The organism is Pelagerythrobacter sp. (genome assembly GCF_041912895.1).
Taxonomy (GTDB): Bacteria; Pseudomonadota; Alphaproteobacteria; order Sphingomonadales; family Sphingomonadaceae; genus Pelagerythrobacter.
The window spans coordinates 1192557-1216409 of record NZ_JAYSGI010000001.1 but is presented as its reverse complement, the minus strand read 5'-3'; the positions used below and the strand labels follow the sequence as shown (position 1 = coordinate 1216409).

The 23853-nt window shown below is 64.4% G+C and carries 26 protein-coding genes; 14 read left to right on the top strand and 12 right to left on the bottom strand.

Translation table 11 applies throughout. From position 1 onward, the window contains the following. The first annotated feature begins 5 nt into the window (after positions 1-5). The 4 genes from ACE3QC_RS06120 (at position 6) to ACE3QC_RS06105 (ending at position 2262) form a co-directional block, all read left to right on the top strand. Positions 6-452 carry a hypothetical protein gene (locus ACE3QC_RS06120; protein ID WP_374406275.1) on the top strand — a complete coding sequence of 149 codons (447 nt, stop codon included), beginning with the start codon at positions 6-8 and terminating at the stop codon, positions 450-452. Beyond that, complete coding sequence (locus ACE3QC_RS06115) at positions 421-1059, top strand: response regulator transcription factor (RefSeq protein ID WP_374406273.1); 639 nt, start codon at positions 421-423, stop codon at positions 1057-1059. Before ACE3QC_RS06120 ends, ACE3QC_RS06115 begins: the two co-directional genes overlap by 32 nt. A 40-nt stretch (positions 1060-1099) precedes the next feature. Further along, entirely contained in the window at positions 1100-1372 is a 273-nt protein-coding gene (locus tag ACE3QC_RS06110) for a DUF3892 domain-containing protein (protein WP_374406271.1), read from the top strand. A 77-nt stretch (positions 1373-1449) separates the two neighbouring features. Then, positions 1450-2262: a hypothetical protein gene (locus ACE3QC_RS06105; protein ID WP_374406270.1), complete on the top strand. Its 813-nt coding sequence runs from the start codon at positions 1450-1452 to the stop codon at positions 2260-2262. A 96-nt stretch (positions 2263-2358) separates the two neighbouring features. Here the strand turns inward: ACE3QC_RS06105 and ACE3QC_RS06100 are convergent, their stop codons facing one another. Beyond that, a complete protein-coding gene (locus tag ACE3QC_RS06100) occupies positions 2359-2673 on the bottom strand; it encodes a hypothetical protein (protein ID WP_374406268.1) in 315 nt (104 codons plus the stop codon). Between the two features lie 35 nt (positions 2674-2708). On the opposite strand from ACE3QC_RS06100, the gene ACE3QC_RS06095 reads away from it, so the two are divergent. Then, positions 2709-2789, top strand: a complete 81-nt coding sequence (locus ACE3QC_RS06095) for a type II restriction endonuclease (protein ID WP_374406665.1) — start codon at positions 2709-2711, stop codon at positions 2787-2789. Between the two features lie 232 nt (positions 2790-3021). On the opposite strand, the gene ACE3QC_RS06090 is transcribed toward ACE3QC_RS06095, so the two are convergent. Further along, positions 3022-3231, bottom strand: coding sequence for a helix-turn-helix domain-containing protein (locus tag ACE3QC_RS06090; protein WP_374406266.1), 210 nt, complete (start codon positions 3229-3231; stop codon positions 3022-3024). Between the two features lie 93 nt (positions 3232-3324). Between ACE3QC_RS06090 and ACE3QC_RS06085 the strand changes: the two genes are divergently transcribed. Then, on the top strand, positions 3325-4212 hold the full coding sequence (locus ACE3QC_RS06085; RefSeq protein WP_374406264.1) for a hypothetical protein: 888 nt from the start codon (positions 3325-3327) through the stop codon (positions 4210-4212). Here ACE3QC_RS06085 and ACE3QC_RS06080 read toward each other — a convergent pair. Next, positions 4175-4708, bottom strand: coding sequence for a GIY-YIG nuclease family protein (locus ACE3QC_RS06080; protein ID WP_374406262.1), 534 nt, complete (start codon positions 4706-4708; stop codon positions 4175-4177). The genes ACE3QC_RS06085 and ACE3QC_RS06080 overlap by 38 nt on opposite strands. A 222-nt stretch (positions 4709-4930) precedes the next feature. Here ACE3QC_RS06080 and ACE3QC_RS06075 point away from each other — a divergent pair, with 222 nt between their 5' ends. The 3 genes from ACE3QC_RS06075 to ACE3QC_RS06065 are packed head-to-tail and all read left to right on the top strand — an operon-like array spanning position 4931 to position 7292. Continuing rightward, entirely contained in the window at positions 4931-5353 is a 423-nt protein-coding gene (locus ACE3QC_RS06075) for an AbrB/MazE/SpoVT family DNA-binding domain-containing protein (protein WP_374406260.1), read from the top strand. A gap of 14 nt (positions 5354-5367) precedes the next feature. Continuing rightward, positions 5368-6744, top strand: coding sequence for a site-specific DNA-methyltransferase (locus ACE3QC_RS06070; protein WP_374406258.1), 1377 nt, complete (start codon positions 5368-5370; stop codon positions 6742-6744). Beyond that, positions 6741-7292, top strand: coding sequence for a DUF5681 domain-containing protein (locus tag ACE3QC_RS06065; protein ID WP_374406257.1), 552 nt, complete (start codon positions 6741-6743; stop codon positions 7290-7292). The genes ACE3QC_RS06070 and ACE3QC_RS06065 overlap by 4 nt, the downstream gene beginning before the upstream one ends. Before the next feature lie 246 nt (positions 7293-7538). Here the strand turns inward: ACE3QC_RS06065 and ACE3QC_RS06060 are convergent, their stop codons facing one another. The 4 genes from ACE3QC_RS06060 to ACE3QC_RS06045 form a co-directional block, all read right to left on the bottom strand. Beyond that, positions 7539-8891, bottom strand: a complete 1353-nt coding sequence (locus ACE3QC_RS06060) for a spinster family MFS transporter (RefSeq protein WP_374406255.1) — start codon at positions 8889-8891, stop codon at positions 7539-7541. 34 nt (positions 8892-8925) lie between these two features. After that, complete coding sequence (locus ACE3QC_RS06055; protein ID WP_374406253.1) at positions 8926-11292, bottom strand: TonB-dependent receptor; 2367 nt, start codon at positions 11290-11292, stop codon at positions 8926-8928. A gap of 141 nt (positions 11293-11433) precedes the next feature. Next, positions 11434-12096, bottom strand: coding sequence for an NIPSNAP family protein (locus ACE3QC_RS06050; protein WP_374406252.1), 663 nt, complete (start codon positions 12094-12096; stop codon positions 11434-11436). A gap of 22 nt (positions 12097-12118) precedes the next feature. Further along, positions 12119-12739, bottom strand: coding sequence for a VOC family protein (locus ACE3QC_RS06045; protein WP_374406250.1), 621 nt, complete (start codon positions 12737-12739; stop codon positions 12119-12121). Positions 12740-12853: 114 nt separating this feature from the next. Here ACE3QC_RS06045 and ACE3QC_RS06040 point away from each other — a divergent pair, with 114 nt between their 5' ends. Genes ACE3QC_RS06040 through leuD form a run of 4 tightly spaced genes read left to right on the top strand, consistent with a single transcriptional unit; the run spans position 12854 to position 17052 of the window. Further along, complete coding sequence (locus ACE3QC_RS06040) at positions 12854-14113, top strand: CaiB/BaiF CoA transferase family protein (RefSeq protein WP_374406249.1); 1260 nt, start codon at positions 12854-12856, stop codon at positions 14111-14113. Beyond that, a complete protein-coding gene (locus ACE3QC_RS06035; RefSeq protein WP_374406247.1) occupies positions 14110-15030 on the top strand; it encodes a hydroxymethylglutaryl-CoA lyase in 921 nt (306 codons plus the stop codon). The genes ACE3QC_RS06040 and ACE3QC_RS06035 overlap by 4 nt, the downstream gene beginning before the upstream one ends. Next, positions 15027-16436, top strand: a complete 1410-nt coding sequence (gene leuC / locus ACE3QC_RS06030) for a 3-isopropylmalate dehydratase large subunit (RefSeq protein WP_374406245.1) — start codon at positions 15027-15029, stop codon at positions 16434-16436. Before ACE3QC_RS06035 ends, leuC begins: the two co-directional genes overlap by 4 nt. A 1-nt stretch (position 16437) precedes the next feature. Beyond that, a complete protein-coding gene (gene leuD, locus ACE3QC_RS06025; RefSeq protein WP_374406244.1) occupies positions 16438-17052 on the top strand; it encodes a 3-isopropylmalate dehydratase small subunit in 615 nt (204 codons plus the stop codon). A 9-nt stretch (positions 17053-17061) separates the two neighbouring features. On the opposite strand, the gene ACE3QC_RS06020 is transcribed toward leuD, so the two are convergent. Further along, positions 17062-18162 (bottom strand): mandelate racemase/muconate lactonizing enzyme family protein, encoded by a 1101-nt coding sequence (locus ACE3QC_RS06020; RefSeq protein ID WP_374406242.1) that lies wholly within the window; start codon positions 18160-18162, stop codon positions 17062-17064. A gap of 26 nt (positions 18163-18188) precedes the next feature. After that, complete coding sequence (locus ACE3QC_RS06015; RefSeq protein ID WP_374406240.1) at positions 18189-19355, bottom strand: alpha/beta hydrolase; 1167 nt, start codon at positions 19353-19355, stop codon at positions 18189-18191. 193 nt (positions 19356-19548) lie between these two features. Between ACE3QC_RS06015 and ACE3QC_RS06010 the strand changes: the two genes are divergently transcribed. Beyond that, complete coding sequence (locus ACE3QC_RS06010) at positions 19549-20313, top strand: LuxR C-terminal-related transcriptional regulator (RefSeq protein WP_374406239.1); 765 nt, start codon at positions 19549-19551, stop codon at positions 20311-20313. 18 nt (positions 20314-20331) lie between these two features. Here the strand turns inward: ACE3QC_RS06010 and ACE3QC_RS06005 are convergent, their stop codons facing one another. The 3 genes from ACE3QC_RS06005 to ACE3QC_RS05995 all read right to left on the bottom strand — a co-directional run bounded on the left by ACE3QC_RS06005 (position 20332) and on the right by ACE3QC_RS05995 (position 23852). After that, positions 20332-21207, bottom strand: a complete 876-nt coding sequence (locus ACE3QC_RS06005; protein ID WP_374406237.1) for a TauD/TfdA dioxygenase family protein — start codon at positions 21205-21207, stop codon at positions 20332-20334. A gap of 71 nt (positions 21208-21278) precedes the next feature. Next, entirely contained in the window at positions 21279-22787 is a 1509-nt protein-coding gene (locus ACE3QC_RS06000) for an AMP-binding protein (protein WP_374406236.1), read from the bottom strand. 33 nt (positions 22788-22820) lie between these two features. Next, the gene (locus tag ACE3QC_RS05995; RefSeq protein ID WP_374406234.1) at positions 22821-23852 is read right to left on the bottom strand and encodes an acyl-CoA dehydrogenase family protein; all 1032 of its coding nucleotides are present in this window, start codon (positions 23850-23852) and stop codon (positions 22821-22823) included. Position 23853 lies beyond the last annotated feature (1 nt).

Sequence of the window (23853 nt, the reverse complement as noted above, 5' to 3'; positions counted from 1 at the left end):
CGCCGATGCTTTATTTCGCTCAGCTCGCGCTGCTGTTCGTCGCGACAATGTTGGCATTCTGGAAGGGGGGCTGGCCCGAGCGGTCGATCGCCGTGATTATGGTCGCCTGGGCGGCCGCGGATTTCATGCTCCACAACGCCTTCAGCCACGCCGAAATCTACGAAGTCGTCGACCTCTGGCATTTCACGTTCGACGTCACCGGCTTCGCCCTGTTTTTCGTCGTTGCACTCAAGGCCGACAGGATCTGGCCGATATGGATGTGCTCGCTCCAGTTCTACTCAGTCGCCGGTCATTTCATCCGCATGGCCGCGCCGGAAATGTACGAGCTGGTCTACGCCGTATTCCAGCGGTTTCCCTACTGGCTGGAAATCCTCCTGATCATCTGGGGGTCGCTGCACCAGGCCTGGCGGGCGAAGGTCGATGACGGGCGAGAGCAAAGCGCCCGGCCTTAAGAGCGCGCGCACCGTTCACGTCGTCGGTGCCGACTATGCCAAGCGCAACGACATCGCCCGTGTGATCTTCACGATGTCCCTGCATGCCGAGATCTACGCCGACCTCGCCGAGCTGATCGCCTATGCGCCCAAGTCGGGCGTCATTCTCTATCGGCAATCGGGTACGCAGACTGCGGGCGAAGTGATGGACGTGCTCCATCGCGCAAAAATCGGGCTGCCCGTGATCTTCGCCAACGCCGAACCGGATATCGACTGGGTCGTCGATGCGGTCAGGGCGGGAGCGGCCGACTGCGTGGCTTGGCCCGCGTCGCGGAACACGCTGCAGCCAAAGTTGCGCTCGGCCATCGAAGATGCCGCGCGTCATGCCGAGGCCCAGCGCGCCCTGATCGATGCAAAGAGTCGACTGGAATCTCTGACGCCACGCGAGCGCGAAGTGCTCGACTGGCTGACCAAGGGCCGGGCGAACAAGGAAATCGCCATCGAGCTCGAAATCAGCCCGCGCACCGTCGAAATCCATCGGTCGAACATGATGCAGAAGCTGCGCGCACGTCATGTCGCGGATGCGGTCAGGATCGGGTTGACGTTCGACGATACCCGTTCCGGATAAGCACGATATCTGCCAAACTTAACAAAAGAGGATTACTGCAATGGCGACTTTCTATGCAACCTGCTTCACTCCCGACAACCAGGACACCGACCGGCGCATCCAGGGGCTCGGAGGTGTGGGCTGGTGGTATTCGATTGACACCATCATTGCGTACATCGCCGCCGGCGATATCTTCTACACGCTCAATCCGGCCGGCCAGCAGCAGCAGATCGTCGTCGACACCCATCCGACCAGCCGCCGCCGCTATCTGCGGACGATCTACGATAGCTACCCGCACAACAACATTCTGAATTTGCCTCAGTGTTCGCGCTGACCTCTGGCGGTCACTGTGATATCGAGTATGCGAATTGCGTTTTGCCAGTAAGCCCGAGAAAATCAGGAAGGTTGCTTATGATGTCGGGTAGCAATCTGACCGTAACACCGAATGCCAAATCGACGGATGTCGTTTCCGAGACCGTCGCAGATTCTGGATCGCCCCTAGTGACTGTTCAGACTTCTGACGCTGCTGATGCCGCTTTGACCACGATAAATCAGGCAGAACAATTCGCCCAGGCTAATCTGCAAGCACAGCAAGACATGGTCTGGTGGGCAATGCTAATGTTCTTCGCAACAATCGCGACGGTAGTCATCACCGCAATCGGCGTGTGGTTCGTTAAGCGTACGTTGGATGCCACACTATCGGCAGTCGAGGATACCGAGAAGGCGGCTAATGCTGCGATCGAAGCCAATGCAATCGCGAGAGAAACCTCGGTCAAGCAAATGCGAGCTTACGTTGGTGTCGCGAGCACTCGAAATGAACGAGGGCAATGTGCGTGGTCAGCTCAGAGCAATCTTCTGATGAAGATGACTGTAACTAACTTTGGAGCGACGCCAGCGAAATTTTTGACCAGCAAAATCAGGAGTGCAATCGCTAGCTCTGTTCCCGACCTGGATGATACTGAAGCTTGGGGGAGCCCAGAACTGGGGGTTGAGATGACCTTAAATCCGGGAGATCACATGGATCGTCTCGGCTCGATAAATCTTCTGCCGGAAGAAGCTGTGCCTTTCCAGACGGGCACCTTATGGGTCTACTTTCTGATTGAAGTCGAATATGTGGACGTGTTCGACGAGAAACAGATAGCACGTCAGTGCTTCGGTACGAACTTTGAATTTCTACAAACTGGCCAAGCCATTACCCTGCCCGATCACAGTAAGTCCACTTGAAGATTATCCAATACATTCAATGGCCAAATCTGATTTTTTCTCTTTATTTGGGCTTGGCGCCGCCCCCCCATCGGCACCGTCTGAGCCGTTACGTCCCTACCGCACCGCCCCCGCCGGGATCCGCACGCCCTCCTCGGTAATCCGGTCCCCGTTGGCGCAGGTGTAGTCGCGGAAGCTCAGCAGGCGCACGCCGAACCAGTCGTTCATCCGCAGCATTCGGCGCACGATCGGCACGATCTCGGTCTCGTAGAAAACGTCCCGGGCCTCGTCGACCTTGCCGAAGCCGGCATTGTTCAGCGGGATGATGCCGATCAGCTGGGGCGGCACCCGGTGCGCGGCGAGCAGATCGTCGCGACTGATGTTCTTCACGCTGGAAAATTCGTCCTTCGCGGCGACGTCGGCGATCGGCATCAGCTGGATGCCGCTGCAAGGATCGCTGGCGGCAGGTGCTGGTCGAGGCCGACCGGATACGCCGCAGGCATCTACTTACGCTCGAGCCGGGCATCTCGACCACACAAACTGACTAGATGCGCAAGGAATATCTGCAGCTGATCATCCCCTGCACGCTTCACAGTTCTTACCGTCCGGCCTAGCAGGGGGAGACTACTCGACATCGCAAGCTTTATGGAGCTGGCGGGCAAATTACGAAACCGGACCGGCAGCAGCGAGCTGCGACAGGATAATCTGTTCGAGGACAGGGGAAGACAGGCCTGATCTGGTTTGCGCCGACCTTCCGGCAGGCCGTCCGCAGCCGGGCGTTCACTCTTCCTCGAACAGCTCCTTCGGATGCACGCCGAGCGTGGCGGCGATACGACCGACAACACTGATCGAGGGATTGCGGCGGCAGCGCTCGATCCCACCCAGATAGGTCAGGTCGATCTCCGCATCGTGCGCGAGCTGCTCCTGAGTCAGCTTCCGCTCGAGCCGGAACCGGCGCACGTTGATGCCGACGATCCTGTTCCAGTCCATCTGCCAGCATGGAGACGCGGGACTGGCAAACCTCTAGGGATTATAGTCACTATTCTCGTTGACTTCGCCCGTGTGTCGAGCACATGTCCGGTCATGTTCGATCCATGGGCCCCTGAACACTCCGTACTGCGCGAGAAGGTGGTCGAGCACGTCTTCGTCGCGCAGCTCTCGCGGACCCTGCTGCTCGATCTGAAGATGCCGTTCGAGGTGCTCCGCTCGGAGTTCGACGCGTTCGGCTACGATCTGGTGATCGAGGCGAACGGCGTGCTGCGCCATATCCAGCTCAAGGCCACTAGGGCGCGCGGCGCGCGGGCCAGCGTCGATATCCAGCTTGCGCTGGCGCAGAAGCCCGGCGGGTGCGTGGTGTGGCTGATGGTCGATCCCGATACGCTCGGGCCGGGCCCTTACCTGTGGTTCGGCGGCGGCCCCGGCAGCGCCTTGCCCGATCCCGGAGAGCGCGCGGTTCGCCACACCCGTGCCGATGCCGCGGGGATGAAGAAAGTGCGGCCCGGCCTGCGCCGCATCCCGAAGGGCGCGTTCACCCGTATCGACACGATGGGTGAGCTGGCGATCATGATGTTTGGTCAGGGTGAGGCCGCATATGACCGCATTCTTGCTGACCATCTGGCTGAACGTGGGATCCGGCTCGACCCTGCGGCCGAGGCGGAAGACGTCCGCTGGGAGAATGCGATCGAGCTGGCCGCGCTGGTCGACGCCTATGCGCTGGCGGAAGATGCAGGGCTCGGCGATCCGGGCGAGGTGGCGGTGCGCATGCGCGCGCACGCAGAGCGGAGGGGCGCCTGGCACGGCTCGGCGCTCGAGCTTTGGGTCACGGTCTGCATGGAGCGGCTGTGGGATAAGTGGCAGAGCGAGGGCGCGATCGGCCTCGACATGACGTTCCCGCCGCGCCCGATGCTTGGGGAACTGGCGCTGGCGTTCGGCCTTAAGCTGGCGGCGCTTGGCCGGTCGGAGCGAAACTGACAGGACCTGCACCGATCTGCGGGGTCCTTGCGGTGCTGCGCTGCTTGCGGTTCAGCCCCATCTGGCGGCTCTGGAGCTTCATCTTCCAGAACTGCTCGGCCGCGATGATGTTCTCAACGGTGGCCGAACTGCCGCACACCTCGAGAATGGAAACCTGATAGTCCGACGGGTCCCGGCTCCTGAGTCCGGCATTGCCGCCGTGGCCCATGGAGACGTAGCCTTTCCAGCGTCCCAGAAACCCGTCCTGCCCGGTTGCGGATCCAACGTACTGCTCATTTGTACGCGGGCAGGTCAGCAGATAGATGCCCCGCACTGCACCGAGGGCCGCCAGCCATCCGACGGGCAGCGCCTCGATCGCGGACAGCGTCGCGATGAAGCGGGTATATCCGGGAAACTGCTCTTCCTGAAACCGGCGGGTGATCTCGACGACCGGCTTCGGCTGGTTCGCCGCGATCTGCGCCCATGATCTGGTTGCACCTCCCCAGTCGATGGACACCCGGCCAATGTGCTCCCTGCTGACCTCGACGAGGTTCTGCCTGTAGAGATCGAGGCCCTCGACATCGTGCCCGTCTAGCGGATCGGTCGTACTGGCCGGGCACGAGCGGATGCAGATTGTAGGAAGATACTACACAGTGTAAGAAACAGCTTGGCGGAACTGAGTTGCGGACCTATATGGCAGCGAATCGCAGCTCCGGAGACGGACATGAACGAAGTGGAAATGAAGCGGCTCACCGACCACACCGGGGTAAAGTCGGAGAAGATCCGGATCCTCTATCGGACGGGCGTCGAGCGCGCGGATATCGCGCGCTTCCTCGATATCACCTACCAGCATGTCCAGAACGTACTCAAGCGCAGCGGGCTGCTCGAGCCGGCGAATGCGCCGGGCGGGCAGGGGGGTAACGCCAGTCAGGTATACATGGTTACTGTGGAGGCGAACAGCCGGATCGTTCTGCCCCCCGCCTGGACCGAAGCGCAGGGTATCTCGCGCGGCGATGTGCTCATCTGCCGGCAGGAGGAGGGGGGGCTGCGGATCATGAGCCGGGAGGCTGCGGCCGAAGCTCTGCATGAGACCATGAAGCAGCGCATGCCCGCCGAGGCGGCGCTCCTGGAGGCACTGCTGGATAGATCAAAATCCGGCTGAAGGAGCAGAATGACATGACTGACAGTGTTGCGGGTGACGGCAGGGACCGCCACCCGAAAGTGGAAATGCGTCCGCTGTCGGCGCTGAAGCCTGCGCGTCGCAACGCAAGGACGCATTCGGACAGGCAGATCGAGCAGATCACGGCCTCGATCGGCCAGTTCGGGTTCACCAATCCGGTGCTGGTCGATGATGACGACCGGATCGTGGCGGGGCACGGCCGCGTCGAGGCGGCACGCCGGATCGGCCTGACCGAGCTACCCGTGATCCGGCTTGCGCATCTGTCTCCCGAGGAGCTGCGTGCCTATGCGCTGGCGGACAACAAGCTGGCGGCCAACGCCGGATGGGATCCGGAGATCCTGCGGATAGAGTTCTCAGAACTCGCCGAACTCGATCTCGATTTCGATCTCGAGATCACCGGGTTCTCAACCACCGAGATCGATCTGTCGATCGGTGACGGTGAGGACGATCCCGAAGACGGCGAGGACCTTGACGGTCTGCTGCCTGCCGGGCGCTGCTGGATCGAGACCGGTGATCTGTGGCTCCTCGGCGAGCATCGCCTGCTGTGCGGCGATGCTCGGGCGTCGTCGAGCTATCGCGCGCTGATGGCCGGCGAGCTCGCCAGGATGGCGTTCTCCGATCCGCCGTACAACGTGAGGATCGACGGGCACGTCGGCGGTCTCGGCGCCACGAAGCACGACGAGTTCGCGATGGCCTCGGGCGAGATGTCTCCGCGCGAGTTTGCGGGCTTTCTCGAGGAAGTGTTCATCAACGAGGCGCAGGTCAGCATGAACGGCGCAATCCACTTCCAGTGCATGGACTGGCGCCACATGCGCGAGATGCTCGAGGCAGGAGAGGCGGTATATTCCGGCCTCCAGAACCTCTGCGTATGGGCCAAGGACAACGCCGGCATGGGCTCGTTCTACCGCTCGCAGCACGAGCTCGTGTTCGTATGGAAGGTCGGGACCGAGCCGCATCTCAATACCGTCGAGCTGGGAAAGAACGGGCGCTACCGTACCAACGTCTGGAACTATCGCGGGGCGAGCAAGACCGGCGCGAAGGCCGATCTCGCGATGCACCCCACGGTCAAGCCCGTGCCGATGATCATGGATGCGATCAAGGATACCTCGAAGCGCGGCGAGATCGTGCTCGACGCGTTCGGCGGCTCGGGCTCGACCCTGATCGCTGCGGAGAAGACGGGGCGCCGGGCGCGGCTGATCGAGCTGGAGCCGAAGTACTGCGAGGTCACCATCCGCCGCTGGGAGAAGCTGACCGGCCGGGAAGCGATCCTCGCCTCCACCGGCGCGACGTTTGCCGAGGTGTGCGAGCGGCGCGCGGCGAACCACGCGTTCGACGTCGACATGGGCTTTGTCGAAGAGGAGGTGGCGCAGTGATTGACGGGTTCGATCCGCTCGACGAATACGCTCCGGAACCTCCCGCGCGCGATGACAGGGGGCGGTTCGCGAAGGGAGTGTCGGGCAATCCTCGTGGCAGAAGGATACAGCTGAAGCGGGATCCCAAGCTTCCTGCCAACCGGCGACGCGTGGTGAACTCCGTTGCCGACGAGGAAGTGGAGGTCAAGGTCAACGGTAAGCCTCGCAGGATGACGATGTTTGAAGCGAACGTGAGGGCACTTGCCCATGCGGGGATAAAGGATCGGGTTGCTGCCCAGCGCTTCATCGATCTTGCGACCGAGACGTCGGAGAGAGATCTGGAGCGGCGCCTTATCGCTCACGACGCGCGCGCTTATTACGATCGGCTTGAAGCCGAGAACGAACGCCTGCGCGAGAAGGTGAGCCAGCATTCGGGGCCGGTGCTGGTTATTCCACCGAACGGGCCACTGGAGGAATGGTCCACCAATGGTCTGCTGGATGATGACCGGCGTATTGACACGGCACTGGCCCGCCGCCGGCAAAAGCCGATCGCCGGGTACGAAAGTTAGAATCCGCAATGTGTTATAGCGCTTGGCGCGTTCGCGTGCGGGGCAACTCCAAGGTCGTTCAGCTAGATTTGGTATTATTTGGGTAGGTCCTAGTGAGACCTGTCACGAGGATTACGACGCTCGCTCGGGTCGCAAAACGATCGCTGGCCGGAGAGAGGTTCAATAATTTCGTACCGCGACCCATGTGCTGCGTGAATGCTGGCACGTCGCTTAATCATCTTAGTCTGTTCGATGCGGTGCTGCTCGTCAGGAAACGCTGTCCTTCGCCACGGTCCTTGCGGCGAGGAACAGGTGGGCGGCGGACCACACCGCCAGCGCGCTCACGACGATCAGCGCCCATGACCGCGCGCCGGCTTCCGCGGCCCTGCAGGCGCTGCTGGCAGCCTCGCCGACGCATTGGCTTGAGAACGCGGGTCCGTAGAACTGGGCCGAGAAGAAATCGGTCAGCGCGCCGACGATGACGGGGCCGAGGCCGAGGCCGACGAGATTTGCGATCAGCAGGAAGATCGCCAGTGCCAGCGCACGCGAGCGCGGCACGGTCACGCTTTGGACAACCGCGTAGCCGGGGCCGAAGACGAACGAGTTCAGCGCGGTCGGGACGACCAGCAGGACGAACGAGAGCAGGGCGTTTTCGACCAGATACGCCGCGATGGCGAACGGGAAGCCCGCCAACAGGGCGAAGGCCGGGACCAATGCGTATGCGGCGGCGTATTTCTTGCGCAGACTGTCCGCGAGGAACCCGCCGGCCAGAATGCCGATAATCCACCCGATTCCGAGGACGAGGCCCAGATAGAGGCCGAGCGAGCCGAGCGGGATATCGTGCTTCACGTTGAAGAAGAAGCCCAGGAAGTACCCGCTTCCGAAATTCAGCATCGACGTCAGCGAGCACGCTATGCACAGGTGCCAGTAGGATTTCTTCGTCGAAAGGTCCGCCAGCACCTCGCGGACGCCCGGTATTCGCTCGGCCACCGCTGCGGTGACGGCGCGGCGCGGCTCTTTTACCAGGAAGGGCAAGAGGATGGCGATCGCCACGCCGGGAAGCCCGACGACCATGAATGCCGCCCGCCAGCCCCACGCTTCGGTGACCACGCCGCCCACGGCGAGGCCGATGAACGAGCCGATGGGTATGCCGAGCGAATATATGCTGAGTGCGAATGCGCGCCGTTCCTTCGGCACGTAGTCGGAAATGAGCGATTGGGCGGGGGGCGTGCAGCCGGCTTCCCCGACGCCGACGCCGACCCGCGCCGCGAACAACTGTCCGAAGTTCTGGGCGAGGCCGCAGACCGCCGTCATCGCGCTCCAGGTCAAAAGCGACAGCGACAGTACGGAAACCCGGTTCCACCGGTCGGCGATCCAGGCGAGGGGGAGCCCGAACACCGCGTAGAAGATCGCGAAGGCCAACCCGCTGATGAGGCCGATCTCGGTGTTCGACAGGCCGAGATCGGCCTTGATCGGTATCGCCACGATCGTGACGATCTGCCGATCGACATAGTTCAGCGCATGGAGCACCGTGGCGCAGGCGACGACGAACCAGCCGTAGCGGCTGCCTTGGTCCGTCGCCGTATCGGACGCCACCGCCGGGCTCGATCCCGCAGCCATCGGTTATCCGCGCGCCTGATGCATCTGCCGGGCCTCAGAAATCATAGCCGAAGCTTACTCCGTATGTGACCGGCATCCCGGTCGTGCGGACCAGGGCTTCGTTCCGGCGCACGACCGTGGTCGCATAGACCTCGTTGGTCAGGTTGCGGCCCCAGAGCTGCGCGCGCCACTTGCCGCTCGCGCTGCGGATGCCGATCCGGGCGTCGACCAGAAAGTAGGAGTCGATCGCCAGACGGGGATCGGGGATGAAGTCCGAATTGCTCTTGCCACGATAGGTCGCGTCCGCACCGAAGTAGGCGTCGAGATCGCCCGAGAGCGCGAAATCGTACTGGAAGCCGCCGTTGGCCTGCCAGTTCGGGGTGTTCGGAAAGCTTGCCCCGTTGAAATTCGCCAGCGGACCGAATGCGGTATTGCTGATGAAATCGCCTTTCACCTCGCTGTCGACGTATGTCGCCGCCGCGCGCAGGTTCAGCCCCTGGATCGGCTCGATCGTCAGGTCGAATTCCGCGCCCTGCACGGTCGATTCCGGAATGCTGACGAGCGCGGTCAACGTGCCGAACACCGGCACGACACGCGTCCCGATCAACTGCTTGTTGAGGTAATCGTAGTGGAAGGCGGCGGCGTTCAGGCGCACCGCATTGTCGAAGAAAGCGGTTTTGACGCCGACTTCGTAGGCGGTCAGCTCTTCCTGCGGGACGGGCGTGTACTGGTCCGCGAAGACCGACGAGATGTTGGAGAACGCCCCGCTCTTGAAGCCGCGGCTGGCGCTGACGTAGAGCAGCGTGGAGTCGGTCGGCTTCCAGTCGAGGACCGCTCTCCAGGCGACGTTGTTCTCGTTGAGCGAATCGAGCACCAGGCCGGGTTCGAAGGAGCCGTCGGGCTGCTGGGTGAACGTCGCGCACTCGCCGGCCGGAACCGGGCCCACGCCCAGGAATGTGGCGATGCCGGTCGCGTAGGTCAGATTGCCGGCCGCGAGCGCGCACCCGGCGAAGTCGGTCGTCGACGAGGTATAGCGTACGCCCCCGTGCAGCATGACCTGCGGCAGGATCTCCACATCGACGTTCGCGAAGGCGGCGTAGGATTCGATGTCCTGGTCCGCGATCTGGGGGACGAAATCGGTCGGCGGCAGGCCCAGGGAGCCGAAGATGAAGGCGTTGCGGCTGTCCTGGATCAGATAGTTGTCGAATTCGGAAACGCTGCTGTTCTCGTAGTTGCCGCCGAAGATGAACGACACGCTGTCGCCCATCTCGCCGCTCGCCCGCAATTCCTGCGAGAACGAGCGCAGATCGCCCGAGATATAGAGATCGGTGAGCGCGAGCGTCGTGCCGTCGGCATCGAACGCGTGCTCCTGCGACGCTTCGGCATAGGATGTCAGCGAGGTGAGCGTGAGCGCGGGGTCCACTTCCACGTCGATCCGCCCGATCGCCTGCCACGACCAGTCGTCCCGCTGGAGCGAATTCTTGCCGTTGGGGAAGGATGCGCTGAAATCGGCCGCCCGCGCATTGTCGGGGGCGAGCGGATAGTCGAGGAATTCCTGCTGGATCAGGGACAGGGCCAAATCCTTGCCGACAAGCTGGGGCGCCTGCATGTCGGACTTGTTCCTGGTGCCGGTGAACACCAGGTTCGCCTCGACGTTCTCGAACTCGCCGCGCAGCGACAGGCGCCCGCTCAGGTTGTCGCGTGAACCGTTGGTGCGATCGTTGGTATAGCCGTATTGCCAGTCGTCCATCCGTTCGTACTGAACGGCGGCGCGCGCGGAAAGGTTTTCGGTCAGCGGCCCGCTGACGAAGCCGTCGGCCACGACCTGGTTGAAGCGGCCGTAGCTGATCCCCGCGCCGCCTTCGAACGTGTCGGTCGGCTTCGCGGCGATGAAGTTGATCGCGCCGCCGGTCGAGTTGGTGCCGAACAGGGTGCCCTGCGGCCCCTTCAGGACCTCGACGCGTTCGAGATCGAAATTGCGACCCATCGCCATGGCTGCGAACGCGATCGGCGCCTCGTCCTCGTACATCGCGACCGAAGGACGGGCAGCGAGCGAGGTGTCGTAGAACCCCACGCCGCGCAGATAGTACACGGGCGAACCCATGTAGGTTTCGGCGGCCACGAGACCCGGCACGACCTTCTGCAGGTCGGCGATCTGGGTGATCCCCTTTTCGGACAATTCCGCGCCCGTGACGGCGCTAATCGAGACGGGCACGTCGGCCAGCGACTGTTCGCGCTTCTGCGCGGTCACCACGATGACCGAGCTCGTGTCGGCAGACTGGCTCTCGGCGTCGGTTTGTACGCCCGTTGTGTCGATTTCGGCCTGCTGCTGCGCTGCGGCGTCCTGCGCCATCGCAGGCGAAGTCGCGGAATAGAGCAGAACGAGACCGACCGCATAGGTGCTGACGTGAATTTTCCCCATCGCGTGTACCAAACCCTCTCGCATCTTAATCGTTATCCTGGCGGCGCGCCGTTCTCTTCGCGGCGACATCCGGCCATTCGGCAATAGCCGATCGGGCGCCAGCGTCTGTCCCTGCCACGGGGCACCGACTGATCGTGTGGGTCAGCTTGCCGCGTTGGGCGCGTGCAGCAGCCAGCTCTTCGCCTTGGCCAGCGCCGGAACGCCGATCTCGCGCCTTTGTCTGGCGATCGCCGAATTGAGCTCGTCCGACCGCTCCAGCGCAAGGCGTCCGTCCATCCAGCTTGCGGCATCCGGCCAGCCGATCTTCATCGCGATCGCGGGCATCTCGCAGCCCGAAACGACATTCGACAACATGTCCACGGTGCCGCCCGCTGCCGCGATACGGGGAAGGTAGAATTGCTCGAGAAACTCGTCCGCGACGGCCTGTTGGCCGACCGATACCTTCAGCACGAGCAGTTCGGACAGGCCGGGTGCTGCTTCGCCTGGCACCGTCGCGAGGCGGTGCGGGCGAAGAAACAGCGTATCGATCCGGTCGACCATTTCCTCGCCGGCGTTGGTTTCCGCGCGCAGGCGATGCCAGTCCGCATCGACGTAGAAACCGCCCCAGCGGTCGTCGCGCTCCGCGAAATCGGCATATTCCATCAGGTAGACGAACGTGGTCGCATTGCCTCCGGCGAGCGAATGCCAGTGGCCCCGGCAAGCGATGCCGTGCCGGGAAAACAGGGCCGGCAGCTTTTCGAAACGCGCGGCGATATCGGGCGTCCGCCCGGCCACGACCTCGTAGAGACGCAGTTCCTGCAACATCTGTCCGAAACCTTCTCGAGCCTTACGGATCGTACCGCTTGCGCTGTTCGCGGATCATGTCGACCAGCGCGCTGGTGACGTCCTTGCCTTCCTGCCGGGCCGCTTCCTTCGTGCTCACCCACATATCCAGATCGCCATAGCCCTGGGCGGTATGCCGGTTCCAGTCCTTGTCGAGGGGCGTGGTGATTTCCAGCCGCAGTCCGTTGGGGTCGTGGAAGTAGATGCTGTAGATCAGGCCCTTGTGATCGACCGGGCCGATGACGTCGATATCGTTGGACACCAGCCATTCGTGCCAGCGCAGAACCTCTTCCTTGTCCCGTGCTTCCAGCGCGATGTGGTCGAAGATGTCGTAGGCCGGATGCGGCGTCTTCGAACGCTCGGGCAGGCCGGGAGCTTCGAAGAAGGCGATCGTCGAACCGTCCTGCATTCTGAAGAAGATATGGAAGTACGGGAAGTCGTCGCCGGTCGAGGGAACCTTGTCGTCGTAGACCGTGCTGGCAAGCTCCATGCCCATTATCTTAGTGTAGAACTGGGCCGTCGCCGCCACATCGTGCGTCACCCATGCGGCATGGTTGAGCATCATCGGCGTCAACTTGCCGCCTGCCTCTTGCGCGTCCGTCTCGACCTCGCCGTTTTTCGCCACGTGAATATCCCGTCTTATCTGGTGCGTTGTCCCTTGCTTGGAGAGTATCCGGCCCGCTTTCAGTCCCCGCGAATGGGGACCTGCCCGGCCCCTATAGCAAGGTAAGGGCAGGGCATGGATAGCCACCTCCGACCGCACCCCGCCGATAGCGGCACGAACGATCGCAACCGCCCCGTGCTCGACGGTCTCAAGGTGCTGGAGATCGGCCACTATGTCGCGGCGCCCTTTTGCACGCGCCTCCTCGCCGATCTCGGTGCCGACGTGATCAAGATCGAGCCGATCGGCGGCGATCCGGTGCGCAGCTGGGGCGAGCAGGTGGACGGAAACTCGCTGTGGTGGTCGGTCCATGGGCGCAACAAGCGCAGCATCGCAGTCAATCTCAAGTCGTCGCGCGGGCGGGATATCGTCCTCAGGCTGGCGCGCGACCGCGATGCCGTGGTCGAGAATTTCCGCCCCGGACAGCTCGATCGAATGGGGCTGAGCGCCGAGGTGTTGCGCGCGGTGGCGCCGGGTATCGTCGTTGCCAGCATATCGGGCTTCGGCCAGACCGGGCCGGACCGGGACCGTGCGGCCTTCGGCGTGATCGGCGAGGCGATCGGCGGTCTGCGGCATCTGACCAATCATCCGCCGGGCACGACCGACCTTCCCCCGGTGCGGGTCGGTCTGAGCGTGGGAGATTCGGTCGCCGGTCTCTACAGCGCGATCGGCATTCTCGCCGCGGTGTGGGCGAGGGACGGCAAACAGCGGACCGGCAACCTCGATGTCGACGTGGCGCTGACCGAAAGCGTCCTGAGCCTCACCGAGGCCATGCTCCCCGAATTCGGTGTGCTGGGAAAGATCAAGCAGCCGACGGGCGGCGCGATCGCCACGGCGGCCCCATCGAACGCCTACCCGACGCGAGACGGCAAGTGGATTCTGATCGCGGCCAATTCGGAGCCGCTGTTCGCCCGGCTCGCCGAATTGATCGGGCGCGCGGAAATCGCGCGTGACCCGCGTTTCGCAGGAAATGCCGAACGCGTCCGCAACGCAGCGGTGCTGGATGGGATCATCGGCGACTGGTCGGTGCAGCACGACGCGAAGTATCTGCAAGCGATGTTGCACGATAGCGACGTGCCGTCGTGCCTCGCGAACACGGCGGCGGATTGCGCCGCGGACCGGCAATTTCGCGAACGGGAAATGGTGTGCGAGGTCGACGATCCCCTGATCGGGCAGGTGCTCCATACCGGCATCGTGCCGCGTTTTCCCGATAGCCCCGGCGCGATACGCTGGACCGGGCCGTCGATCGGCCAGCATACCGATCAAGTGCTGCGCACGGACGCCGGAATGGACGAGGCGGAGATAGCCGCGCTGCGCAGCGAGGGAGTGATCGCATGACCACCCGCAACGTACAGATCGTGGAAGTCGGCCCGCGCGACGGATTCCAGCCGATCGAGCAGGCCATTCCGACCGAACGCAAGATCGATCTGGTCGCACGGCTCCATGCCGCGGGCATACGGCGCATGGAGGCGACGGCGTTCGTATCCCCGCGCGCGGTGCCGCAGATGGCGGACGCCGCCGAAGTGCTCGATGCGGCGCATCGGCTGGAAGGCCTCGACACGCAGGTCCTCGTGCCGACGCGGCGATATGCCGAACAGGCGATCGGGCAGGGCGCGCGCCATCTGGCCTTCGTCCTCTCGGCATCCGCCGCGCACAATCGCAACAACGTGCGCCGAAGCCCCGAGGAATCGGCCGACGAATTCGTCGAACTGGCAGGGGCGCTGCCGGCCGGGGTGCGAATACGGCTCAATCTGGCGACGGCGTTCGATTGCCCGTTCGAAGGGCGGATCGAACCCGCGCAGGTGATCGAACTGATCGACCGGCTTCAGCACGGCCTTCCGGGGGTCGAGCTGTGCCTGTGCGATACGACCGGGCGCACCACGCCCGATGCGGTTTCGGGATTGTTCGATGCGATCGGGCCGCATCTGCCCGATGGCTGCACGGTGGCTTTCCATGGCCACGATACCTACGGACTCGGCGTGGCCAATGCACTGGCGGCCTATCACGCGGGCGTGGACGTGTTCGACGCATCTTTCGGTGGGCTTGGCGGATGCCCGTTCGCACCGGGAGCGACGGGCAACGTGGCGACCGAAGATCTGGTCTGGACGTTCGAGCGGATGGGGATTCCGACCGGGATCGATCTCGACGCCCTGATCGATGCCGCGACCGATGCGGCAACCATCCCCGGCGCCTGCCCCGGCGGCCGGGTGAGGACGGCGCTCGCCGCGGCGCGCGGACGGGAAAGCTCGCTGTGAGCGATGGGCCGCTGACGCTCTACCAGAAGATCTGGCGGTCGCACGCGATCGAACAGTTGAACGAGCGCGACTGGCTGATCGCGATCGATCGCCACCTGGTGAACGAAGTCACCAGTCCGCAGGCGTTCGAAGCGCTCGAGATCGCCGGGCGGAGCGTGCGCAGCCCGCAATCCACGCTGGCGGTGGCCGATCACAATGTGCCGACGACCAACCGGCATCTCCCGATCGCCGATCCGGAAAGCCGCCAGCAGGTCGAGGCGCTGGAGCGGAACGTGGCGCGCTTCGGCGTCCCTTACGTGCCGCTCGCCAGCGCCGATCAGGGGATAGTGCACGTGATCGGGCCGGAACTCGGCCTGACGCTGCCCGGCCTGACGATCGTGTGCGGTGACAGCCATACCTCCACTCACGGCGCCTTCGGTGCGCTGGCCTTCGGTATCGGCACGTCCGAGGTCGAGCACGTGCTGGCCACGCAGACGCTGGTGCAGCAGCCGTCCAAAAGCATGCTGGTGGCCGTCGATGGCGAGCTGCCGCGCGATGTCACCGCCAAGGACCTGATCCTCGCGATCATTGGCCGCATCGGAACCGCCGGCGCCACGGGGTTCGTCATCGAATACGCGGGCCGGGCGATCGAGCAGCTCGACATGGCCGGCCGCATGACGGTGTGCAACATGTCGATCGAGGCAGGGGCTCGCGCCGGGCTGATCGCACCCGACGAAACCACGTTCGCCTACCTGTCAGGCAGGCGGTTCGCGCCGCGCGGGGAAGGCTGGCTGCGTGCTCTGGAATATTGGCGTTCCCTGCCGGGCGATCCCGATGCCGTCTACGATCGCACGGTCCGCATCGACGCGGCGCAAGTGCGGCCGATGGTGACGTGGGGCACGACCCCCGAATGTGTGACGGCGATCGATGGCCGAGTGCCCGATCCCGGCGATTATGCCGAGCCCGGCCAGCGCGAGCAGGTCGCGAGGATGCTGGAATACATGGATCTGCGACCCGGCCAGCCGATCGAGGGGCTGGCGATCGATACGGTGTTCATCGGCAGTTGCACGAACAGCCGCCTGGAGGACCTGCGCGCGGCGGCCGCCATCGTCGACGGCCAGCAGGTGGCGAGCGGCGTGCAGGCCCTGGTGGTGCCCGGCTCCGGCGCGATCAAGCATGCGGCCGAGCAGGAAGGGCTCGACCGGGTTTTCCTGCGCGCAGGATTCGAATGGCGCGAAGCGGGCTGTTCGATGTGCCTCGGAATGAACCCGGACAGGCTGTCGCCCGGCCAGCGCTGCGCCTCCACCTCGAACCGCAATTTCGAAGGCCGGCAGGGTCGCGGCGGGCGCACGCACCTCATGTCGCCCGCGATGGCCGCGGCGACCGCGCTGGCTGGCCGGATTTCGCGTCCGGGCGGAGAGGGCTGACATGCGGGCATTCCGCTGCGAAACGGGGATCGCCGCCGCGATTCCGCGCGCCAATGTCGATACCGATGCGATCGTGCCCTCGCGATTTCTCAAGACGGTCAGCAGGCACGGTCTGGGCGAGGCGCTGTTTCACGAGCGCCGCTATGGCGGCGATGGCGAGCCGGACCTCGATTTCGTGCTCAATCGCGAGCCGTGGACGCGTGCCAAATTCCTCGTCGCGCTGGAGAATTTCGGCAGCGGTTCCAGCCGCGAACATGCGGTATGGGCGCTGGCGGATTTCGGAATACGCTGCGTCGTCGCGGCAACCTTCGCCGAGATATTCGCCAACAATTGCTGCAAGAACGGCATCCTGCCCGTCTCGCTGCCGCGAGAGCGGATCGACCGGCTGATGGAACTGGCGCAGAGCGCGGCAACGGCCAAGCTGACGATCGATCTGGAACGCTGCGCCATCACCGATGCGAGCGGCGAGGCGATATCCTTCGATATCGATCCGGTCAGGCGCAATGCGCTGCTGTCGGGGCTGGATGAGATTTCGGAGACCGAGCGGCTTCTTCCCAGGATCGTCGCGCACGAGGATCGCCGCGCCTATCCCCTGCCGCCGATCGAGGCGATCTGACAGACTGGTTCAGGTGTCGAGGCGAAGGCGGGCAAGCCGGTCCTCGTCGATCGCCGCGCCGAGGCCGGGCTCTTCGCTCAGAACCAGCCGGCCATTCTCGATCGCGGGCCGCCTGTCGGTGATTCGGTCCCCGGTTTCGAGGAAGAACGACAGTTCGGCCGCATCGTGCCGCGTCGCGGCATGCGCTGCGGCGAAGTGTGCGCCGGCGAAAGTGCCGACATCGCCGTCGGCCTGGCTACCGACCACCGTGCGCATGCCGCATGCCTTGGCGATCGCGAGCACGTCCTTCGACACGGTGAACCCCGTGCGCGCGGTCTTGATCGCGGCGATGCGGCAGTTTCCCAGGGCTGCTTCGGCAGCCACCTCGGCAGGCAGCCAGGCGCTTTCATCGAGCATGAAGGGGATGCGGCACGCACGGGCCGCCCGCGCGCGCCCGGCGGAGTCGCTGCCGGCACACGGTTCCTCCACCCATTCGAGCTCGAACCGCTCCCAGTCCGGGAGAGTCCGCTCGGCCACATCCGCGCGGTAGGCCTGGTTGCAATCGACGGTGAGGCGGGCGTCGCCGCCCATCGCCGACCTGACCGCGGCGATGCATTCCGTATCGCCCGCGGGATCGAGCCCGGCCTTGATCTTGAACCAGCGAAGCCCGTGACTGGCGGCGAGACGTTCGGCTTCGGCGGCCACGTCCTGCGGTGAACCCGAACCGAGAATGTGGCAGACCTCGACCGAATTGGCGAACCCGCCCAGCAGCCTGAACAGCGGCACGCCGCTCGCCTGCGCGATGATATCGTGGACCGCGCAATCGATCGCGGCCTTGGCGAAATGGTTTCGCGGAAGGATGCCCATCCGCGCCCACAGGTCCTGTGTCGCGAAGGCGTTCGCGCCCAGTATCGCCGGGCCGAGGTAATCCTCCACGCCCGACACGATCGAGCGCACCGTATCGCCATAGATCATCTGCCGGGCAGGCGCCTCGCCGATGCCCACGCGGCCGTCGTCGGTTCGAATGCGGACGAGCACGTGATCGAGCGACGCGATCGTCCCCGCGGCGAACTTCACCGGCTTCGCCAGCGGCAGGCTGAAGGGAATGGCTTCGACGTGTTCAATGCGCATGGCGGCCCCTGCAAAGCATGTAGATACTACCGCAGTCCCCGGTCTTCCAGCCAGTCGAGCACGAGCGTCGTCGCCTCGTCCATCTGTTCGGGCTGCGAGGCGTAGTAGTGGTTCGCGCCGCGTACCACGTGCATCCGCCTGTCTTGCGTGCCGACCGCATCGAAGACGGCGCGCACGTGGGGCTGCGGCACGGCGTCGTCCGCGCCGTTCTCGATCGCCAGGAACGGCACGTCGATCGAGCGGGCGGAGGAAACGGCATCGGCGTTGGTATCTTCCAGCGACCATTGCGAGAGCCATGCCCGCAGCGTCGAAAACCGCGCCAGGCCGACCGGCCCGCTGTTCGCGGTTTCGGGCACTCCGAGATAGCACGCGCCCGGCTTCCGATCGTTCGGATCGAGCGCGCTGTCGAGAAACCGGGGATCGGCCAGCGTGCGATGGGTGACGAATCCACGCTCCATCTCGGCGCCGCCGCGCCTGCGAAGATCTTCCAATGTATCCTTCACCCGGTGGGTGATGCGGGCGATCCGCTCTATCTGCGCCAGCCGGTATGCCGCGATGAACTCCGCCGAGAACGGCGGCTTCGGGCCACCCTCTGCGTAGATATCGAGCGCGATATCGCGCCGGTCCGGCTGCGCTTCGTCCATCACCGAGGGGTCGATGGCATCGGCCAGCAGGCGCGCGCGCGAAATGTGCGCGGCCTGGAAGATCACCCCGTCGGCCTTGGGGAGTTCGGCTCCGCGAATGTCCACCGGATCGCCGGCAGGTGTGGCGTCGATGGTGGGGCGGGTCGCCTGTGCCTGATAGAACATGCTGAGCGAGCCGCCGCCGCTCCATCCGGCGAGCACGATCCGCTCGTATCCCAGCCGCTCTTTCGCATGGCGGATGTGCGCACCGAGATCGAGCAGGATGTTTTCCAGAATAGCCGCGGTGTCGTTGCGCGCGTAGCGGCTGGCGGCGCACAGCACGTGCACCCCGGCGGCGGCCATCGCGCGCGGCACGGGGAGCAGTTGGAGTGTCGAGGCCGGGTGCATGTAGACCAGCAGCGTGCGCGACGGCTGTCCGGCCGGACGGATGAGGATTCCCTCCAGATTGATCGTGCTCTGGCTACCCGCGAAGCCGTATGTTTCGACGAAGCGCGCGCGTTCCGCGAAGGCGGTGTGATACCACTCGAATTCGAGTTCGTATGGAGGCATTTATCAAGCTCCGGAATGCTGATGCGCAGTTGACTGCCGAGCCGCGCTGAGCGATCTATCAAACGGTCGACGCCCGCGGTGTCCCTTGAAAGCGGGACGGAGAAAATCGGGCGCGACAGGAGAGTGTATGACACAGTACGCGGTCGGCGCGCGGCATCGTTTCAACGGGAATTTGCTGGACCCGCTTCCCCCCTTGATCGATGCGATCGGCGAAGAACATTTCAGCGACAGGCTGCTCGGTTTCCTTTCGAGTACGTGCGGCGCGGAACACTGTGCGGTGTTCAAGTTCGACAGGGGGATTCCGGCTTCGGTGATCTCGGCCAGCCTCGATGGCACCGACACCGCGAAGCGGCAGGCGAAAGTCTATATCGAGCGTGACATGTGGCGGTTCGATCCCGCGATGAGCGAAGCACTGGAATGCAGGGACGCCAAGGGGCCGCGCCTGACCAGATTCGATATCGCCAGCCTGCCGGACAGCGAACTGCGGAATATCGTCTACAGGTCCGAACACATCAGCGATCGCATGCTGCTGTGCGGCGAAGTTTCGGGCTCCGTCGTCGGCCTCAGCCTGCTGCGAACCGAGCGGCGCGGTCTGTTTTCGAGCAACGAGGCGAACCATCTTTCCGAGGCCGCGCAGACGCTGTTGGCGCTGATCGCGAAGCACTCCAGTTTTTCCGACACGAAGCCCGATTTCCGCGTCGCCCTGGCTTCGCTGGAGGAGATCGAGCGCACGATCGACCATGCGAGCGAGACGCTGCCGCATCGCGAGGCGCAGGTTTGCGCACGGATACTTTACGGGATGACGGCGCTTGGCATCTCGCTGGACCTCTCCATCGGAGAGGAGACGGTGATGACATATCGCAAGCGCGCCTACCGTCGGCTCAACCTCGGTTGCCAGCGCGAACTGCTGACGTGGTATATCGCGGAATGGAGCGATCAGCACGGCGGGTCGGCCTGACCCGCCGCGAGGATCGGATCAGGCGTATTCGCGCGCTTCGCTGATCTCGGTCCGCTGCAACAGGCGGCGATACCGCGCCCTGTCCCAGCCGCGCGCGGAATGGATGACGCCGCGATTGTTCCAGATCAGCGTGTCGTGGAGTTTCCACTGGTGCTTGTAGGTGAACTCGCCGGACGTGGCGAATTGCAGCAGATCGCCCGTCAGGCGATCGCTCTCGTCCTGCGACATGCCGACGATCTGCCCTCCGGCCAGCGGATGGGCGAGGAAGAGTGATTTCTGTCCGCCCGGCAGCGTCCGCACGAGCGGATGCACAGAGGGTTCGATCTTCTGCGCTTCCCAATCCTTCACCTTGTTTTTTCCGCTGGGGTAGGGATGGGTCATCTCCAAGTCCGCGATCTGCGCCTTGGTCTCGGCCGGAAGCGCTTCGTAGGCAGCCGCCATCGATGCGTACCAGGTGTCCCCGCGCTCCGGCGGAACCTCAAGACCGTGCAGCACTGTAAGGTAGTTGGGCTTGGGCTTGAACGATCCGTCGCTGTGCCAGTCTTCGGCGGCATCGTTGTACTTGGTGGCCGGATCGTCCGTGGGCAGCATGTTGCCGTCCATGTCGACATTGCCTAGGCGCAGGATCATGGGGTTGGTCTTCGACGCGAAGGCGGCCTCGACCGGGGGGATCGGGGGACCGAGCAGCTCGGTAAAGGCGACATGCTGAGCTTCGGTCACGTGCTGGCCGCGGAACAGCACGATCAGGTGACGATCCGCGAGGTCGAGCACATCGCGCGCCGCGTCTTCGGTAACCGGCGTGCCGAAATCGAAGTTGACGACCTCCACCCCGAAATGCGGATGGATCGGCTTCACCTCGAGGCCGGTTCGCGTTTGGATCTTCGCTGCGTCCATGATCTGTTTCCCGAGTATCCTGTTATTTCCCCATAGGCTCGCGATGCGCGCGCATCAGTCCCTTGGAGCGGTTACATCGCCGGCCCGATCGCAAGCCTGAGATCGTTCTTCGATACCTTGCCGTAGCTGTTGCGCGGCAGCCCATCCTGAAAGACGTAGCGCTTGGGGCGCTTGAATCGCGCGATGTGTTCCAGGCAATGCGCGTCGAGCTGGGCTTCGTCGGGCGGGGCGGCGGCGGCAGACGAGACGACCACGGCGACGACGATCTCGCCCCAATCATCGTGGGGCAGGCCCAGCACGGCCACTTCCGCGACCGAGGGGTGCGACATGAGCACGTCTTCCACCTCTCGCGGATAGATGTTCGAACCGCCCGAGATGATTACGTCCTTCGACCTGTCGTGCAGCGTGAGCATCCCCGTCTCGTCGATCGATCCGACGTCTCCCGTGAACAGCCAGCCGCCGCGCAGGGTCTCGGCCGTGGCTTGCTCTAGGCCGGAATAGCCCGCCATCACGACGTCGCCGCGACATGCGATCTCGCCCGTTTCGCCGGCTTCCGCTGGCGTGCCGTCGCCGGTGAACACGGCAACCTCGACGCCTGTGCGCGGCCATCCGGCGGAGGTCAGCACGCGGTCGCTGGCGTTCAGGTGGTCGCGCTTTCTCAAGCCGGTGATCGTCATCGGCGCTTCGCCCTGGCCATAGAGCTGCACGAGGATGGGGCCGAAAGTCTTCAGGCTGCGCCGTATCTCGTCGAGATACATCGGCGCTCCGCCGTACACCAGCGTGCGAAGATTGGCCGGTCTGACGGATTCGCGCTCGCAGGCCTGTCGCAGACGCTGGACCATCGTCGGGGCCATGAAGGCGGCGCAATCGCCGTGCACATTGCACAGGTCCACGAATTCCATCGGATCGAAGCCGCCCGATGCGGGCACGACCTGCCGAGCTCCGCGCGCGACATAGGGCACGATATACAGGCCGGAGCCGTGCGACATGGGTGCGGCGTGGATGAGCGAGGCGTTCTCGTCGGGATCGTCGAAATCCGCCAGGTGGCTGCAACTCATCGCCAGGAGATTGCGATGGGTCAGCATGGCTCCCTTCGAACGGCCGGTCGTGCCGCTGGTGAAGAACAGCCATGCCGTGTCGTCCGGCCCGGTATCGTGCGGTATCGCCGGAGCGGCACGCTCGATCGCCGCCAGGTAATCGGCGCTGCCGATGATAGTGATCGCCGCATCGCCGCACTTTTCGCGCAAGGCGCCCTGCAGGCTCTCGGACGCGAAGATATGCCGCGGCCCGCAATCCTCGACGATCTGCGCGATCTCGCGCGCGTGCAGCTTGGCGTTGACGGGGACTGCGACGAGACCGGCAGCCCAGCAGCCGAACAGGATCTCGACGTATTCGGGGCAATTGCCCGCCGCGATCAGCACCCGATCACCCGCTTCTGCGCTTTCGCGCAGAGCGGTCGCCAATCGCAGCGATCTGTCGAGAAGCCCGGAATACGTGAGAAAGATATCGTGGCCGACGCAGACACCCGCGTGGCCGGGAAATCTGCGCGCGGTGGTGAGCAGGAGGTTGAATACGTTCATTGCCGAATCGCCATCGTAAGCGCGCGGTATCGGCTATTGCAGCGCAGCGCCGGGCTCCATCCCCGTGGCGGGGGACCCGGTTTTGCGTCGGTATCTTTCCCAGCCCTGCACGAGCCCGTTGAGCACCATGGTGCGCCGGATGCGATTGCCGAGCGGATACTCGTCGGTCATTCCCATCGCACCGTGAAGCTGGATCGCCACTTCGCAGATATTCAGGGCCAGTCGCCCCGCCGCCACGGCGATCGGAAAGCTCTCGCCTGGCGCCATACCGGGCCGGCTTTGTCGCGCGGACAGCGCGACATCGAGATGCGATCGGACGAGATGACGGTCCACCACCATCTCGGCCAACCGATGCTGAACGGCCTGGAACTCCTTGAGCGATCGCCCGAACTGGGCGCGCTGTCCGACGAATTCGACGGTCAGATCGACTGCGCTTGCGGCGAGCCCGTGCAGTTCGGCGATTGCCAGCAGCGTCGCGGTGTCGAGCGCTTGGGCGAGGGCGACTGCAGCGCTGTCCGCGTCGCCCAGCGCGAGGGCCGGAGCGTTGGCGAACGTAACGCTGCCCGCGGGCGATCCGTCGAGCAGTGTCTCGCCGACGATCTCGACGCCATCGGCATCGGCCTCGACCATGAACAACCGGCTTGCGCCAAGGGCCTGCGCATGGACGATCAGCCGGTCGGCCGTGGCGGCGCCGAGCACGATCCGTTTGCTGCCGGTCAGGCGGATGTCATCGCCGTCGCCCGCCGCCACGACCGGCTCCGCTCCCTCGATCAAAGCCGCGGCGACCATCTGCGAGCCGTCCACGACATCCGCCGCCAGCCCGTTCGCGGCGATTGCGAGATCGCGCGCGAGAACGCCGCAGCCCAGCACGGGAAGCCGGCTGGCCGAGCGGCCGAGAGCTTCGTGGACGAGCGATTGTTCAATGATGCTGCCGAAGCCGCCCGTTTCCTCCGGCAAACCGACCGCGAGAATCCCTTGCTCCGCGAGAATCCGCCAGCAATCGGGTGTGGATGGGGCCGCGTCGCCGAAACCGGCCAGCATGCGATCGGCCATGTCGCTCAGCATG

Excerpts from the sequence above, each read along its gene's own strand:
- ACE3QC_RS06075 (WP_374406260.1), top strand. The coding sequence starts at position 4,931 with ATGAAGCGGCTCACCGACCACACCGGGGTAAAGTCGGAGAAGATCCGG.
- ACE3QC_RS06115 (WP_374406273.1), top strand. The coding sequence starts at position 421 with ATGACGGGCGAGAGCAAAGCGCCCGGCCTTAAGAGCGCGCGCACCGTT.
- ACE3QC_RS06005 (WP_374406237.1), bottom strand. The coding sequence starts at position 21,207 with ATGGACGCAGCGAAGATCCAAACGCGAACCGGCCTCGAGGTGAAGCCG.
- ACE3QC_RS06060 (WP_374406255.1), bottom strand. The coding sequence starts at position 8,891 with ATGGCTGCGGGATCGAGCCCGGCGGTGGCGTCCGATACGGCGACGGAC.
- ACE3QC_RS06085 (WP_374406264.1), top strand. The coding sequence starts at position 3,325 with ATGTTCGATCCATGGGCCCCTGAACACTCCGTACTGCGCGAGAAGGTG.
- ACE3QC_RS06120 (WP_374406275.1), top strand. The coding sequence starts at position 6 with ATGCTTTATTTCGCTCAGCTCGCGCTGCTGTTCGTCGCGACAATGTTG.
- ACE3QC_RS06020 (WP_374406242.1), bottom strand. The coding sequence starts at position 18,162 with ATGCGCATTGAACACGTCGAAGCCATTCCCTTCAGCCTGCCGCTGGCG.
- ACE3QC_RS06110 (WP_374406271.1), top strand. The coding sequence starts at position 1,100 with ATGGCGACTTTCTATGCAACCTGCTTCACTCCCGACAACCAGGACACC.
- ACE3QC_RS06100 (WP_374406268.1), bottom strand. The coding sequence starts at position 2,673 with ATGCCGATCGCCGACGTCGCCGCGAAGGACGAATTTTCCAGCGTGAAG.
- ACE3QC_RS06000 (WP_374406236.1), bottom strand. The coding sequence starts at position 22,787 with ATGAACGTATTCAACCTCCTGCTCACCACCGCGCGCAGATTTCCCGGC.
- ACE3QC_RS06050 (WP_374406252.1), bottom strand. The coding sequence starts at position 12,096 with ATGTTGCAGGAACTGCGTCTCTACGAGGTCGTGGCCGGGCGGACGCCC.
- ACE3QC_RS05995 (WP_374406234.1), bottom strand. The coding sequence starts at position 23,852 with ATGCTGAGCGACATGGCCGATCGCATGCTGGCCGGTTTCGGCGACGCG.
- ACE3QC_RS06015 (WP_374406240.1), bottom strand. The coding sequence starts at position 19,355 with ATGCCTCCATACGAACTCGAATTCGAGTGGTATCACACCGCCTTCGCG.
- ACE3QC_RS06090 (WP_374406266.1), bottom strand. The coding sequence starts at position 3,231 with ATGGACTGGAACAGGATCGTCGGCATCAACGTGCGCCGGTTCCGGCTC.
- ACE3QC_RS06040 (WP_374406249.1), top strand. The coding sequence starts at position 12,854 with ATGGATAGCCACCTCCGACCGCACCCCGCCGATAGCGGCACGAACGAT.
- ACE3QC_RS06070 (WP_374406258.1), top strand. The coding sequence starts at position 5,368 with ATGACTGACAGTGTTGCGGGTGACGGCAGGGACCGCCACCCGAAAGTG.
- leuD (WP_374406244.1), top strand. The coding sequence starts at position 16,438 with ATGCGGGCATTCCGCTGCGAAACGGGGATCGCCGCCGCGATTCCGCGC.
- ACE3QC_RS06035 (WP_374406247.1), top strand. The coding sequence starts at position 14,110 with ATGACCACCCGCAACGTACAGATCGTGGAAGTCGGCCCGCGCGACGGA.
- ACE3QC_RS06055 (WP_374406253.1), bottom strand. The coding sequence starts at position 11,292 with ATGGGGAAAATTCACGTCAGCACCTATGCGGTCGGTCTCGTTCTGCTC.
- ACE3QC_RS06105 (WP_374406270.1), top strand. The coding sequence starts at position 1,450 with ATGATGTCGGGTAGCAATCTGACCGTAACACCGAATGCCAAATCGACG.